Source organism: Streptomyces sp. NPDC058758, from assembly GCF_042746075.1.
In the GTDB taxonomy this organism is placed as follows: domain Bacteria; phylum Actinomycetota; class Actinomycetes; order Streptomycetales; family Streptomycetaceae; genus Streptomyces.
In genome coordinates this window covers 22,274-36,053 of record NZ_JBHYPS010000058.1, presented here as the reverse complement: position 1 = coordinate 36,053, position 13,780 = coordinate 22,274, and the positions used below count along the sequence as shown (strand labels likewise).

General features: G+C 73.1%; 9 protein-coding genes and 3 tRNA genes. 3 read left to right on the top strand and 9 right to left on the bottom strand.

The window, feature by feature from the left end:
• Positions 1-215 precede the first annotated feature (215 nt).
• Positions 216-1,061, top strand: coding sequence for a helix-turn-helix transcriptional regulator (locus ACFW6A_RS36550; RefSeq protein ID WP_351856724.1), 846 nt, complete (start codon positions 216-218; stop codon positions 1,059-1,061).
• Between the two features lie 22 nt (positions 1,062-1,083).
• Here the strand turns inward: ACFW6A_RS36550 and ACFW6A_RS36545 are convergent, their stop codons facing one another.
• The 8 genes from ACFW6A_RS36545 to ACFW6A_RS36510 all read right to left on the bottom strand — a co-directional run bounded on the left by ACFW6A_RS36545 (position 1,084) and on the right by ACFW6A_RS36510 (position 11,243).
• Positions 1,084-1,491: a nuclear transport factor 2 family protein gene (locus tag ACFW6A_RS36545; protein WP_351856726.1), complete on the bottom strand. Its 408-nt coding sequence runs from the start codon at positions 1,489-1,491 to the stop codon at positions 1,084-1,086.
• A gap of 35 nt (positions 1,492-1,526) precedes the next feature.
• Entirely contained in the window at positions 1,527-2,309 is a 783-nt protein-coding gene (locus tag ACFW6A_RS36540) for an alpha/beta fold hydrolase (RefSeq protein ID WP_351856728.1), read from the bottom strand.
• A 102-nt stretch (positions 2,310-2,411) separates the two neighbouring features.
• A complete protein-coding gene (locus tag ACFW6A_RS36535) occupies positions 2,412-3,968 on the bottom strand; it encodes a long-chain-fatty-acid--CoA ligase (RefSeq protein WP_386646021.1) in 1,557 nt (518 codons plus the stop codon).
• Between the two features lie 85 nt (positions 3,969-4,053).
• Positions 4,054-10,422 (bottom strand): SDR family NAD(P)-dependent oxidoreductase, encoded by a 6,369-nt coding sequence (locus tag ACFW6A_RS36530; RefSeq protein ID WP_386646018.1) that lies wholly within the window; start codon positions 10,420-10,422, stop codon positions 4,054-4,056.
• A gap of 34 nt (positions 10,423-10,456) precedes the next feature.
• The gene (locus ACFW6A_RS36525) at positions 10,457-10,765 is read right to left on the bottom strand and encodes an acyl carrier protein (protein ID WP_351856733.1); all 309 of its coding nucleotides are present in this window, start codon (positions 10,763-10,765) and stop codon (positions 10,457-10,459) included.
• A 206-nt stretch (positions 10,766-10,971) separates the two neighbouring features.
• A tRNA-Gln gene (locus ACFW6A_RS36520) sits at positions 10,972-11,055 on the bottom strand.
• Positions 11,056-11,065: 10 nt separating this feature from the next.
• A tRNA-Gln gene (locus tag ACFW6A_RS36515) sits at positions 11,066-11,149 on the bottom strand.
• Positions 11,150-11,159: 10 nt separating this feature from the next.
• Positions 11,160-11,243: transfer RNA gene (locus tag ACFW6A_RS36510), tRNA-Gln, on the bottom strand.
• Positions 11,244-11,416: 173 nt separating this feature from the next.
• On the opposite strand from ACFW6A_RS36510, the gene ACFW6A_RS36505 reads away from it, so the two are divergent.
• Both ACFW6A_RS36505 and ACFW6A_RS36500 read left to right on the top strand, forming a co-directional pair.
• On the top strand, positions 11,417-12,421 hold the full coding sequence (locus tag ACFW6A_RS36505) for a DUF2156 domain-containing protein (RefSeq protein WP_351856735.1): 1,005 nt from the start codon (positions 11,417-11,419) through the stop codon (positions 12,419-12,421).
• Positions 12,422-12,467: 46 nt separating this feature from the next.
• Positions 12,468-12,638, top strand: a complete 171-nt coding sequence (locus ACFW6A_RS36500) for a hypothetical protein (protein WP_351856737.1) — start codon at positions 12,468-12,470, stop codon at positions 12,636-12,638.
• 94 nt (positions 12,639-12,732) lie between these two features.
• On the opposite strand, the gene ACFW6A_RS36495 is transcribed toward ACFW6A_RS36500, so the two are convergent.
• The gene (locus ACFW6A_RS36495; RefSeq protein ID WP_351857061.1) at positions 12,733-13,614 is read right to left on the bottom strand and encodes an AfsR/SARP family transcriptional regulator; all 882 of its coding nucleotides are present in this window, start codon (positions 13,612-13,614) and stop codon (positions 12,733-12,735) included.
• Positions 13,615-13,780 lie beyond the last annotated feature (166 nt).

Sequence of the window (13,780 nt, the reverse complement as noted above, 5' to 3'; positions counted from 1 at the left end):
CCTTAACACACCCTCTGCCAATAGTCCATACTTTTTGGTTTGTTGTGTGTGTTTTTTCTAACTCTCCCGGGCCGCCCCCCCCCCCCCCCCCCGGCCCCCCCCCCCCCCCCCCCCGGGCCGGGTGTCGGCGGGCCGCGCACCCCACCCGGCCGTGCGCGGCCCGCGAGCGGCTTCCGCGGTTGTGCCCGACGCCGAGGATGATGCAGGGTGATGAGATGACCGAGGTGCAGGAAAGTCCGCACGTGTCCCGTCCGGCGGGCGAGCTGGTGCGCCGGTGGCGGGAGCAGCGGGGCTACAGCCAGCTCGCCCTGGCCACCCGGGCCGAGATCTCCGCCCGTCATCTCAGCTTCCTGGAGACCGGACGCTCCAAGCCCAGCCGGGACATGGTGCTGCGGCTGGGCCGCCACCTCGGCCTGGCCCTGCGCGAGCAGAACCAGCTGCTGCTGGCGGCCGGCTACGCGCCCGCCTACACGGACTCCCCTCTGGACGTGGCCGATATGCTTCCCGTGCGTGACGCGCTCCGCCAGATCCTGACGGGCCACGAGCCCTTCCCCGCGCTCGTGGTGGACCGCAACTGGAACGTCGTGCTCAGCAACAGCGGCTTCCGGCTCTTCGCCGAAGGCGCCGCGCCCGAGCTGCTGCGGCCCCCCGTCAACGCGCTCCGGCTGGCCCTGCACCCCGAGGGCATGCAGCCGAGGATCGTCAACTTCCCCGAGTGGCGCGACCAGTTGCTCCAGCGGCTCCAGCGGCGCGTCGAGCTGACCGCCGAGCCGGGGCTGACCGAGCTGTACCGGGAGCTGACCGGCTACGCGAGCGGCACCGAGCCGGCCCCTCGCCCCCGCACCGACCACACCGACCTCACGCTGCCGCTGCGACTGCGCTACCGGGACGCGGAGCTCTCGCTCATCTGCACCATCGCCACCTTCGGCATGCCGCTGGACGTGACCGTCGCGGAGCTGGCCGTGGAGGCGTTCCTGCCGGCGGACAACGCCACCGGCGAGCTGCTCAAGGGCCTGCACGCCGCCGCTCCCGCCGGACAGGATCCGGCGGGAGCGGCGTAGGACGCGGGGCGGGGACGGGCGGTCAGTCCGTCCCGCCGGGGGCCGGCACGACGTAGGTCGGCGGGGTGTCGAAGTACTGGTGGTCGGAGAGGATCCGGCCGTGCTCGTCGAGCGTGACGAAGTCGAAGCCGACGGCCTCCAGGGCGCCGGTCTCCCGGGAGACCATCACCCAGTTGAACCGCAGGGTGTCGTGCTGGCCGCGGGCGTTTCCGCAGGAGCGGAAGGTGAAGCCGCCGGTGGCGTAGGCGTCGTGGGCGTACCCCACCTGGGTGGCGATGGCCTCGTGGCCGGTGACGACGGCGACGGCGTTGGCGTAGACGCCCTCGGGCGCCCACAGCTCCTCGACGGCCTTGCGCCGTGCGGCCGGGTCGGTCTCGGTCCAGACCGCGACGTAGCGGTCGGCGAAGGCGTTGGGTTCGGTCGTGGACACGCGGGCTCCTTCGGTACGGGTGTGGTCCTGCGGGTTCAGTGGGCCGGCCGGGCCGCGGCGGCCCGGCCGAGCAGCAGCCGGACGAAGTCGGCGGTGATCGAAGTGGTCTGCTCGTGGACGAAGAAGTGGCCGCCGCGGAAGAGGCGGTTGCCGAGGTACGTCCGGGTCCGGGGCGCCCAGGAGGCCATGGACTCCGGGTCGACCAGCGGGTCCTTGTCGGCGCTGTAGGTGACGACGGGACAGGGCACCTCGGCGTCGTCGTCCCGGTAGCTGGCGCAGACCTCCAGGTCGGCGCGCATGGCGGGCATCATCATGCCGAGGGCCTCGGAGTCGGCGAGGACGGCCTCGGGCAGCGACCCCAGGCCGCGGGCCCAGTCGACGAGCTCGTCCTGCGGGACCCGGAGCTGCTCGGGGGGCGGGGTGCGGAAGCCCTTGGGGGCCCACGCGGAGGCGCCCAGCAGCACCGGCGGCCGCTCGCCGCGCTCGTGCAGCTCGACGGCCACGCGGTAGCCGACGAGGGCGCCCATGCAGTGGCCGAAGACCGCGTACGGGCGGTCGTCGAGTTCGGCGGCGAAGGCGTCGGCGAGGATCCGCACCAGCGGTTCGATGTCGGTGAACATCGCCTCCCCGTACCGTTCCTGACGGCCCGGCAGCTGGACGCACTGGACGGAGACGTCGGCGGGGATCTGCGCCGGCCAGTCGTGGTAGATGGAGGCGCCGCTGCCCGCGTAGTGCAGCAGGAAGATCCGGGTTCCGGCGTCGGGCGCGCTTTCCGGCTGGAACCAACGGTCCGCGAGGGCGGCGACCGGCTCGCTCATCGTGCTCCTTCAGGTGGTGGGGACCGGGGCCCGGCCGCCGTCGGCCGGGCCCGGGGGAGGGACCGTCCGGCGGCGGCCGGCGTGCGGGACGGGAAGGGCCGGTCAGCCCGCGGCGGCGTACCGCTGCCGCAGTTCGCGGCGCAGCACCTTGCCGGTGGGGTTGCGCGGCAGGACGTCCAGGAACTCGTAGCTGGTGGGGATCTTGAAGTCGGCGAGCCGGCCGCGCAGGAAGAGCATCAGACGGCGGCCGCTGGTCTCGGTGCCGGGCGCGAGGACCACGCAGGCCCGGACGGTCTCGCCCCAGCGGGCGTCGGGCACCCCCACCACGGCCACGTCGGCGACGGCGGGGTGGGCGCGCAGGGCGTTCTCCACCTCGACCGGGTAGATGTTCTGGCCGGCGACGATGATCGTGTCGTTGATCCGGTCGCAGAGGAAGAGGTACCCGTCCTCGTCGAGGTAGCCGGCGTCGCCGAGCCTGAGCCAGCCGTCCTCCAGGGTGCGCGCGGTGGCCTCGGGCTTGCGGAAGTACTCGACGAAGTGGGCCGGCGTCCGGACGGTCACCTGGCCGATGCCGCCGGCGGGCAGCTCCTTGCCGTCGTCGTCGAGGATCCGGACCTCGTTGCCGGGGCAGACCCGGCCGGCGGAGGTCAGCCGGGCGTTGTCCCGCGTGTGGTCGGCCGGGGTGAGGCAGGTGACGACGCTGCCGGTCTCGGCGGCGGCGTACATCTGGGCCAGCTCGCAGCCGAAGACGGTGAGGCAGCGCTCCAGCTGGGACGGCGAGATGGGCGCTCCGCCGTAGACGACCTTGCGGAGCGAGGCGAAGGTCCCGGGGCCGGCCGCCGGCTCGGCCGTCATCATGTCGAGCATGGCGGGGGCGGCCCAGACGGTGGTGACGCGGTGCTCGGGGACGAGCCGGACGGCCTCGTCGGCCATGAACATGCTCATGATCACCGAGGTGGCGCCGACGTTGAAGGCGTGCATGAACCAGGCCATGCCGGCCGAGTGCAGCCCGGGGAAGCAGATCAGCGTGCGGTCCTCGGGCCGCCAGTCGATCCAGTCGCAGTCGGCCCGCCGCATGTTCTCGATGAAGGTGAAGAAGGTGCGGTGGGCCAGGACCACGCCCTTGGGCAGGCCGCTGGTGCCGCTGGTGTACATCTGCACCATCGGGTCGTCGGGGCCGACCGCCACGGGGACGTCGGTCTCCGGGGCCCCGCCCTTCCAGGCGAGGAAGCCCTCTGCGGGGTGGTCGTCGCCGTCGAAGCGGAGGACGTCCCGCAGCTGCGGCAGCCCCTCGCGGACCCGCTCGACGGCGGGCAGGAACTCGCCCTGGGCGAAGACCGCGCGGGCACCGGAGTCGCGCAGGATGTGGTCCACCTCGTCGGCGGTCAGCCGCCAGTTGATGGGCACCAGCACCACGCCGGTCTTGGCGCAGCCCAGGACGAGGTCGTAGTAGTGCTCGTCCTCCCGGCCCAGGTAGGCGACGCGGTCGCCGCGGCCGAGGCCGGCGGCGGCGAGGGCGTGGGCGGTGCGGTTGCTCGCCCGGTGCAGCGCGGCGTACGTGACGTGCCGGCCGTCGCAGATGACCGCCGTGTGGTCCGGCCGGCGGGCCGCGTGCAGCGAGGAGCGGGCGCTGATGGTGTCCGTGCTCGGTCCGGCCACGGAGGCCTCCTTTTCGGTGTGCCGGGGTCAGGGGGTGGGGGACGGGCGGCGTGCCCGGGCCGCGGCGGCCCGGGCACGCCGCGGGTCAGGCCGCGGCTTCGGCGGTTCCGGTGAGCTGCCGCTCCAGGAAGGCCGCGAGCAGGGCCGGCGACGGGTGGTCGAAGGCCAGCTGGGGCGGGAGCGGCAGACGCAGCGCCGCCTCCAGCGTGTTCTTCAGTTCCACCGCCACCAGGGAGTCCAGCCCCAGCTGGACGAACTCGGCGTAGGAGTCGATGGAGTCGGGGTCGTCCAGGTGGAGCACGCCGGCCGTCTTCACGCGGACGAACTCGTCGAGCACGGCGAGCCGTTCGGCCTCGGTCTGCCGGCGCAGGCCGTCCAGGTCGAGGGTGAGCGACGCCCCGCCGCCGGGCTGGACGAGCCGCTCGTAGAGCGCGTTGCGCACCGGCTTGGCGGCGGTGAACCGGTCCCAGTCCGCCTCGCCGACCACGATCTGGCTCAGCGGGCGGCCGAGCACCGAGGCGAGGGCGCGGGCGCCGCGGCCGGGCGAGAAGAGCTTGATGCCCTCGTCCTCCCAGCGGCGGATCAGCGCCTCGCCCAGCCGGGCCGACATGCCGACCTCGGCCCACGGGCCCCAGTTGACCGACAGGGCGGGCAGGCCCTGGGCCGACCGCCAGGCCATCAGCGTGTCCAGGAAGGCGTTGGCGGCGGCGTAGTTGGACTGGCCGGGGGCGCCGACCACCGGGGCGGCCGACGAGAAGCCGACGAAGAACTCCAGCTCAGGGAAGGCGGCGGTCGCCTCGTGCAGCAGCCAGGAGCCGTAGACCTTCGCCCGGAAGACGGTGTCGAGGGTCTCCCAGGTCTGGTCGGCGACGGGCTGGTCGGCGGTGGTGCCCGCCGCGTGGACGACGCCTCCGACCGGGGTGTCGGAGCGGAGCAGCTCGGCGGTGATCCGGCCGAGGTCCGCCGGGTCGGAGACGTCGCCGGTCAGGACGGTGACCTCGGCCCGCTCCCGTAGCCGTTCCAGCAGGTGGGCGACGTCGGGAGCGGGCTCGGCGCGCCGCCCGACCAGGGCCAGCCTGCGGGCGCCGAGGTCGACCAGCTTCTCCGCCGCGACCAGTCCGAGGCCGCCGAGGCCGCCGGTGATCAGGTAGACGCGTTCGGGCCGGATGCCGACGACGCGCGGCTCGGCGGCCGACGGGTCGTCGAACTCGATGACCAGCTTGCCGACGTTGGCGCCGCGGCTGAGGACGCCGAACGCCTCCTCGACCTCGTCGAGGGTGTACGCGGTGACGGGCAGCGGCGGCAGGTCGCCCTTCTCCACCAGCTCCACGATCACCCGCATGATCTCCTGGTTGAGCGGGATCAGGCGGTCCTGCGGGAGCTCGCTGAGGTCGAAGTTGAAGTACGACACGTCGGGCCGCTCGGCGGCGACCCGCTCGGGCGTCCAGGCGCCGACCTTGCCCAGCTCGACGAACCGGCCGCCTCGGCCCAGGGACTTCATCCCGGCGGGGATGAAGTCCTTGTTGAGGCTGTTGAGGACGATGTCGACGCCCTGCCCGCCGGTGATCCGCTCGATCTCCTCGGCGAAGTCCAGCGTGCGGGAGTTCATCACGTGCTCGACGCCCTGCTCGCGCAGGAGCGGCCACTTGTGGGGGCTGGCGGTGGCGAAGACCTCCGCCCCCGCGAGCCGGGCGAGGTGGGTGGCGGCCTGGCCCACACCGCCGGCCGCCGCGTGCACCAGGACGCGGTCGCCGGCCTTCATGCCGGCCAGCCGGTGCAGGGCGTAGTAGGCGGTGACGTACACCGAGACGAGGCCGGCGGCCTGGGCGGCGTCCAGCCCGGCGGGCTTGCGCACGGCGACCGCCGAGGGCACGGTGACCCGCCGCCGCATCAGGCCGAGGTAGTTGACGATCACCTCGTCGCCGGGGGCGAAGGCGGCGTCCGGGCCGGCCGCGACGACCGTGCCGGAGCACTCGAAGCCGAGCGGCTGCTCGCCGAACTCCTTCATCATGCCCAGGGCGTTGAGCACGTCCTTGAAGTTGAGGCCGACGGCCGCCACCTGGACCTGGATCTCGTCGCCGGTGGGCGCGGTCTCCTCGACCCGCTCGGGCCGGATGCCGGAGAAGGCGCCGTACTCCTTGACGGCGAGCCCGAACGCGTTGTCCCGCCGGAGCCGGGCGTCGTCGGCGACCAGCCGCCGGACGTGGCGGTGACCGCCCCGGTACGCCACCTGGAAGTCGCCGGTCTCGCGCGAGGTCAGCTCCGCGACGAGGGCGTCCGGACCGGTGCCGTCGGCGGGCAGGTCGACGAGGGTGGTCCGGTAGGAGGGGTACTCGTTGAGCATGACCGCGCCGAAGCCCCACAGGGAGCTGCCGCCGAGCCGGACCCGGGCCGGGTCGTCCCCGCGCAGCACCTGGGACTCCTCGGTGACCAGCCACAGCCGCTGATCGCGGCCGAAGCCCCGCCGGTCGAGCTCGGCGAGCAGGGCCAGCAGGCGGCCGTAGTTCCGCTCCGCCTCCGCCCGCAGGGCGTCGGCGCCGCCGGTGTCCGGGCCGGAGCGCCAGAACCAGCAGACGTCGGTGATGCGCTCCCGGGCGAGCACGGTGCCGGCCTCGGCGGCGTCGTCGGCGAAGAGCAGCCGCCCGCCGTCCCCGGCGATCCGGGCCGCGGCCTGCCGGAAGTCCTCGGCGGACCGCCCCACCAGCAGGACGCGGCGGTCGGCGGCGCCGTCGGGGCCGGCCGCCGAGCGCTTGGTCCAGCGCAGCTGGTGGAAGAAGCTCCGCCGGGACGCTCCCGGCGTCTCGGCGAGCTGCTTGAGGCCGAGGCCGCGCAGCTCCATGACCGGCTCGTCCCCCTCCAGCACCAGGACGTCGGCGCAGATGTCGACGTCCGGCGAGTCGGCCGGGACGAGCCGCAGCAGGGTGCGCAGCGACGCGGCGCGCGGCTTCCGGAAGAGGGTGAAACCGCCGAAGCGGACCGGCAGGTAGGAGTTGCCGTCGTCGGCGAGGGCGCCCATGTTGTGCATGGCCGCGTCGAGGAGGGCCGGCGGGACGTGCTCCAGCGGACCGGCGGTCACCCCGCCCAGGTCGCCGACGGTCAGCCCGCTCGGGAAGCGGGTGACGGAGCGCATCAGCCGGAAGGCGGGGCCGTAGTCGAGACCGGCGCCTGCGTAGGCGGCGTACACGTCGTCGGCGCGCAGGTGGTCCTCGGGCCGCTCGTCCTGTCCGGCGAGGGCGAGCAGGGCGCGGCCGGCCTCGCCGGGGCCGTCCTGCGCCTCGTCGGCGGCCGGGAGGACGGCCGTCGCGTGGAGCCGTTCGACCTCGTCGTCACCGCTGCCGGTGAGGCTGACCACCTCGACGACCGAGGTGCCGTCCCCGGCGGGGAGCAGCCGGGTGCGCAGCCGGGTCGGGGCGCCCTCGTCGAGCAGCAGCGCCTCGCGGAGGGCGACGTCCCGGACGGCCCGGCGGGTGTGGCCGAGCACGGCGTCCTGGAGGGCGAGGACGATCTCGAGGTAGCCGGTGCCGGGGAAGACGACCTTGCCCATCGCCACGTGGTCGGCGAGGTAGCCCGGCCGGTCGGCGGCGATCACGGTGGAGAACTCGCGCACGCCGGCGGCGCGCTGTTCGTCGCTGCTGGTCTCCGCGCCGAGCAGCGGGTGGTGGACACCGCTGGTGTCGGCGACGCGGGCGCCCAGACCGTGCCGGTGGGGGCCGGTCGGCAGCCAGTACCGCTTGCGGTCGAAGGCGTAGCCGGGCAGGGAGACGGTGCGGCGCTCGCGGCCGGCGTGGAAGCCGGTCCAGGAGAGGGAGAAGTTGGCCGTGTAGAGCTGGGCCACGGCGTTGCGCACGGTCCGGCCGTCGGTGTCCCGCGGGTGCAGGCTGGCCACCCACAGGTGGTCCTGGGCCGTGACGCACTGCTTGGCCGGGGCGCTCAGGCCCAGCGAGGGGCCGATCTCGACCATGGCGTGCCGGCCCCGGCGCTCCACCGTGCGCATGCCCTTGGCGAACTCGACGGGGGCGCCGATGTGCCGCACCCAGTAGTCGGGGTTGCCGATGTCGCGGAAGCGGGCGATCTCGCCGGTGACGTTGGAGATCAGGGTCAGCTCGGGGTCGCGGAAGGCGATGCCCGCGATCTCGGCGCGGAAGGCCTCGTACACCTCCTCCATCAGCGGGGAGTGGAAGGCGTGCGACACGGTGAGCCGCTTGACGCGCAGGCCGCGGCCCGCGAAGGCGTCGACGGCTTCGCGCAGCGACTCCTCACCGCCGGATATCACCGTCTGCTCCGGCGAGTTGACGCCCGCGACGGCCAGATCCGGGTACTTCTCCAGGAGCGGGGCGACCTCGTCCACGGGCGCGCCGACGGCGGCCATGCCGCCCGGCGCGGTGACGGACTGCATCAGCCGGGCCCGGGCGGCCACCAGGGTGGTCGCGTCCTCCAGGTCGAACAGGCCGGCGACGGCGGCGGCGGTGACCTCGCCGATGCTGTGGCCGATCAGGACGTTGGGCCGCAGACCCCACGACATCCACAGCTTGGCCAGGGCGTATTCCAGGGTGAAGAGGGCGGGCTGCGCGTAGAGGGTCCGGTTCAGCTCCTCGGAGGCCCGCTCCCCGGTGGCGAACATCAGCGCGCGCACCGAGCGGCCCAGCTTGGCCGCGAACAGCTCGTCGCAGGCGTCGACGTGGGCGGCGAAGACCGGGAACCGGCGGTAGAGCGCGGCGCCCATGCCGGCGTACTGCGAGCCCTGGCCGGCGAAGAGGAACGCGGTCTTGCGGACGGCGTCGCGGCGGCCGGCCGCTTCGGCGGTCTCGGCGTGCCGGGCCAGCAGCGCGGTCAGCGAGGCGTGGTCGGTGACGACGCCGCCGATCCGGTGGGTGAAGTGGCTGCGGCCGACGTTGGCGGTGTAGCAGAGGTCGCCGAGGTCGAGCTCCGGGTCGTTCGCCAGGTGCTGCCGGTAGCGCTCGATCTGCAGGGCGAGCGAGCGGCGCGACTTGGCGGACAGGGTGAAGACGTGCCCGCCGTCGTCGGCGGTGTCCGTGCTGGAGCCGTCCCGCGGCCCGGCGCCGGGGGCGGCGGGCGGTTCCTCGATGACGGCGGCGGCGATGCTGCCGGCGAAGCCGAAGCTGTTGACGACGGCCCGCCGGGTGCCGTCGGCCTTCCAGGGACGGGGCCCGGTCGGCACCGTGACCGGGATGTTGTCCCACGGGATGCGCCCGGAGGGGGTGCTGAAGTTGACGTGGGGGAAGATGGTGCCGTCCTGGAGCTGGAGGACGGTCTTGATCACGCCCGCGATGCCGGCGACCGGCTCCGTGTGGCCGATGTTGGTCTTCACCGAGGCGACCGTGACCGGCCGCTCCCTGGTGTGCGAGTCGGCGAAGACGTCGCTGATGGCGCCCATCTCGATCGGGTCGCCGAGCGGGGTGCCGGTGCCGTGCGCCTCGACGTACTGGATGTCGGAGGGAGCGAGGCCGCCGTTGCGGAGCGCGGCCCGGATCACGGTCTCCTGGGCGGTGCCGTTGGGCACGGTCAGGCCGGCGCTCTCGCCGTCCTCGCCGATGGCGGTGCCCCGGATGAGGGCGAGGATCCGGTCGCCGTCGCGCTGGGCGTCCGACAGCCGCTTGAGGACCAGGACGGCGCAGCCCTCGGCGCGCACGTACCCGTCGGCGTCCTCGTCGAAGGTCTTGCAGCGCCCGTCCGGCGCCAGCATGTTGGCGTGCGAGAACATCACGAAGATGCGGGGGTGGTGGAGGCAGTTCACGGCACCGGCCAGCGCGATGTCGCACGCGCCGCTGCGCAGCCCCTCCACGGCCAGGTGGGTGGCGGTGAGCGAGGAGGCGCACGCGGTGTCCACGGTGAGGCTCGGGCCGCGCAGCCCGAAGAAGTACGAGAGCCGCCCGGAGAGCGGGAAGAGCGTGATGCCCGCCGCGAGGTGGCCGTCCAGCTCCTCGTAGGGCAGGCCCTCCATCTCCAGTGCGTAGTCGATGGAGCTGGCGCCGATGTAGACGCCGCCGTTGCCGTGCCGCAGGGTGGCCGGGTTGATGTTGGCCTGCTCCAGCGCCTGCCAGGCCGTCTCCAGCAGCAGCCGCTGCTGGGGGTCGACGAAGGCGGCCTCCTTGGGCGAGATGTTGAAGAACTGGGCGTCGAACTCGTCTATGCGGTCGAGGAATCCGGCACCGGTCGTCCTGACCTTGCCCCGCTCCCGTTCGCCGTCCGGGCCGGTGTCGGCCTCGTCCGGGCGCGGGGTGAGCGCGGCCACGTTCCAGCGGTCCTCCGGGACGGGGCGGATGCCGTTGCCTCCCGCCCGCAGGAACTCGGTGAAGTCCTCGGGGGACTCGTTGCCGCCCGGCAGGCGGAAACCCATGCCGACGAGCGCGATCGGTTCGTGCTGCGGGCCGGCGGTCGCCGCCGCGCCGGTACCGCTGTTCTCGGACGCCGCAGTGCTCGACGTTTTCGACATGACGCTCTTCCCTCTTCTCGATGGCCCACAGCGGTCACGGCATGAGGTCGCCGAGCACCTCGTCCGTCAGGTACTCGATGAGATCCTCGATGGTCGGCTTGTTGAACAGGACGTTCGTGTTCAGGGTGCATCCGAGTGCCTTCTCCAGCCGGGCCTTCACCTCCATGAGCCGCAAGGAGGTGAAACCCAGGGAGAAGTAGCTCTGATCGGTGGGGAACATTTCGTCGCCGTCCATGAGGAGGACGTCCCTGAACTCCGCGACGACAATGCTCTCGAGGAATTCCGACCGCTCGGACCGGGGAAGCGAGGAGAGTTGCTCCACCGCCGGGGCCTGTTCGATCATCGCATGCTCCGTAGTACGGAAAGACGGGCAGGAAAAGTCGGTCGGGGGCTGGACGGGACGATCGAATCAGCCCGTCCTGACGTCCTCCTGACCGACGGCTGATACCGGCCGGACCCGTGCACGCGGACGGGCCGGACGGGCCGGCCTCCCTCGATCCGCCCGAGGTGCCGGCCCGCCCGGCCCGGTCAGGGGGGCGCGCCACTGCGCGGAGAGGGCAGGATTCGAACCTGCGCGGGCCCGAAGACCCGACCGTCAGACGGTCCCCGTTAAGCCGCTCCGGGCACCTCTCCTTGAACTGCGCGGAGAGGGCAGGATTCGAACCTGCGCGGGCCCGAAGACCCGACCGTCAGACGGTCCCCGTTAAGCCACTCCGGGCACCTCTCCTTGAACTGCGCGGAGAGGGCAGGATTCGAACCTGCGCGGGCCCGAAGACCCGACCGTCAGACGGTCCCCGATAAACCACTCCGGGCACCTCTCCCTGTGTTCGTTCCGGTTTCCCGTCCCGCTCACAGGAATAAATGTGCCAGGCCCCGCTGACACCGCGCTGACGCTTCCCTGACACCGCTCCGCGGATTCGTTCCGCTCCACCGGCGCTCTATTCGGCGGTGCTCTACTTCCCGGCACGAGTCGCGCCGCCTAGGAAGGACCACCGTGTCGACGACAAGCGCAACGAGCCTTGACGAGCACACCCTGCGGGCCATCAGGACGCACACGCAGGCCGACAATCCGAGCTCGTTCCTGGCGCTCAACACCGGGAACGACCTCTTCACCCTCCCCGGCGTCGACGGTGTGGCCGTCCACCGCCGGACCGGGCGGCACCTGGTGCAGTTCGGCGGCCCCTTCGCCGCCCCCGACGCCTACGGCGAGCTGCTCGCCGGCCTCCGGGCGCACGCCCGGGCGGAGGAGCTGGAGCTGGTGGCCGTGCAGCTCCAGCGGGCCGACGCCGAGCTGTACCGGGAGGCCGGCTTCACGGTCAACCAGATCGGCGCCTCCTGGGCGGTGCACCTGCCCGAGTTCACCCTGCGGGGCACCCGCTTCATGCAGCTCCGCAACAAGATCTCGCGCGCGCTGCGCAGCGGCCTGGTGGTCAAGGAGGTGCCCGCCTCCGAGTGCGAGGAGGCGCTCCGCGCGATCGACCGGGCCTGGCTGAGCTCGAAGGGCGAGCACGCACGGCCGCTGGAGTTCCTGGTCGGCCAGGTGGGCGGTCCCGCGCAGGAGCTGCGCCGGCTCTTCGTCGGCAGCATCGACGGCGAACCGGTGAGCTACATCTCGTACTCACCCGTCTACGGCGGCCGGAGCGGCTGGATGCACGATCTCAGCCGCCGGGTCCCGGGCGGCTCGCCCGGACTGATGGAGGCCATCAACGCCGCGGCCGTCGAGACCTTCGTCGGCGAGGGCGTGGAGTGGCTGCACTTCGGCTTCACCCCCTTCACCGGCCTCGCCGAGGAGAACGAACTCCCCGGTCACAGCCCGGGGTTCCAGTGGCTCATGCACTTCCTGTGGGCCGAAGGCGCCGCGCTGTACCCGGCGCAGACCCAGCTGGACTACAAGGAGAAGTGGGCCCCGCACGAGGCGCTGCCCGAGTACGTGGCGTTCGACGGACCCGCGTCCCCCGCCGGCTTCATCCACATCTTCCGTGCCTGCAACGCCTTCTGACGCTCCATCGGAAAACCCGCCAAGGAAGACGACCGAGGAGGACCACATGACGATCGCTGCCCGGGACCCCCGCTCCACCGACGAACTCAGGAAGGCCCTGGTGGAGTCGCTGATGGCGATGATCGGAGCCCCCGACGACGTGCCCACGGCCGAGGAGGCCGCCGCCACCCTGCGCGCCCTCGACGGGCGGCTGGCCGACGGGGCGGGCCCCCGCTGACCGCGGGCGGTCGCGTCCGGTAGGCACGACGGGGCGGCGGCCCCGGGGCACTGCCCCCGTGGCCGCCGCCCCGCTCCGTTCGCCGGCGCCCGTCTCAGACCGCCGAGCGCAGTGCCTGCCCGGCCTGCGACGGCACGCCCGGAAGCGACGGCACGCCCGGAAGGAGGCCGGGCGCCACGTCAGGGGAGACGTCGGCCGCGACCATCGACTCGTACAGCCGCCGCACGGGGACGCTCGGCTCGATGCCGAGTTCCACGCCCAGCGTGTGCCGCAGCCGCTGGTAGGTCTGGAGCGCCTGCCAGACCCGGCCCGACGTGTACTGCGCCGCCATGTACTGCGCGTGCAGCCCCTCGTGCAGGGGATGCTGCGCCGAGAGCGCGGCCAGCTCGCTGAGCACCCCGCCGTGCCGCCCCAGCCGCAGGTCGGCGGCGATGCGGCTCTCCAGCGCGGTCATCCGGGCCTCCTCCAGCCGCAGCACCTCGATCTCCAGCACCCGGCCGGTCCGGACGTCGACCAGGGCCGGGCCCCGCCACAGGGCGAGCGCCTGACCCAGCAGGGTGGAGGCGGCGGCGAAGTCCCCGGCGGCGAAGGCCGCCTGGCCGATCTCCTGGAGCCGTTCGAACTCCCGGGCGTCGACCACGTCGGGCTCGATGGCCAGCTGGTACCCGCCGTGGCGGGTGACGAGCACCTCCTTCGCGTGCGGCCGGTCGGCCGTTCCGGTGGGCCGGGGGCCGCCCGGCGCGGTCAGCGCCTGCTCCAGCAGCCGCCGTAACTTCAGGACGTACGTCTGGAGCGTGGTCGGCGCGCTGCGCGGCGGCCGGTCCCCCCAGACCTCTTCCATCAGCGTCGCCGCGGTGACGACGCCGCCCGCGCGCAGCGCGAGCAGGGCGAGGATCTGCCGCGGCTTGGCGGCGCTGGGGACGATGGAGCCGTGGTGTTCCTGTGCGACGAACGGACCGAGGAGCTTGACCTGCACCGCTGATCCGCCTCCCTCCGTTGACTGGTCACGCGTGGCGGGGCGACCGGCCCGTGGTGAACCGCGGCACCGGCCGGAGCACGTTCAGCCTGGGAGGCACCGCCGTCTCGCGCCAGTGAGAGCGTCTCCACTCGGGCGGGAGAATCACCCCCGGAAGACGTGAGGA

Bases quoted from the DNA above. Each gene is read 5' to 3' on its own strand.
- ACFW6A_RS36550 (WP_351856724.1), top strand. From the start codon at position 216: ATGACCGAGGTGCAGGAAAGTCCGCACGTGTCCCGTCCGGCGGGCGAG.
- ACFW6A_RS36540 (WP_351856728.1), bottom strand. From the start codon at position 2,309: ATGAGCGAGCCGGTCGCCGCCCTCGCGGACCGTTGGTTCCAGCCGGAA.
- ACFW6A_RS36530 (WP_386646018.1), bottom strand. From the start codon at position 10,422: ATGTCGAAAACGTCGAGCACTGCGGCGTCCGAGAACAGCGGTACCGGC.
- ACFW6A_RS36525 (WP_351856733.1), bottom strand. From the start codon at position 10,765: ATGATCGAACAGGCCCCGGCGGTGGAGCAACTCTCCTCGCTTCCCCGG.
- ACFW6A_RS36500 (WP_351856737.1), top strand. From the start codon at position 12,468: ATGACGATCGCTGCCCGGGACCCCCGCTCCACCGACGAACTCAGGAAG.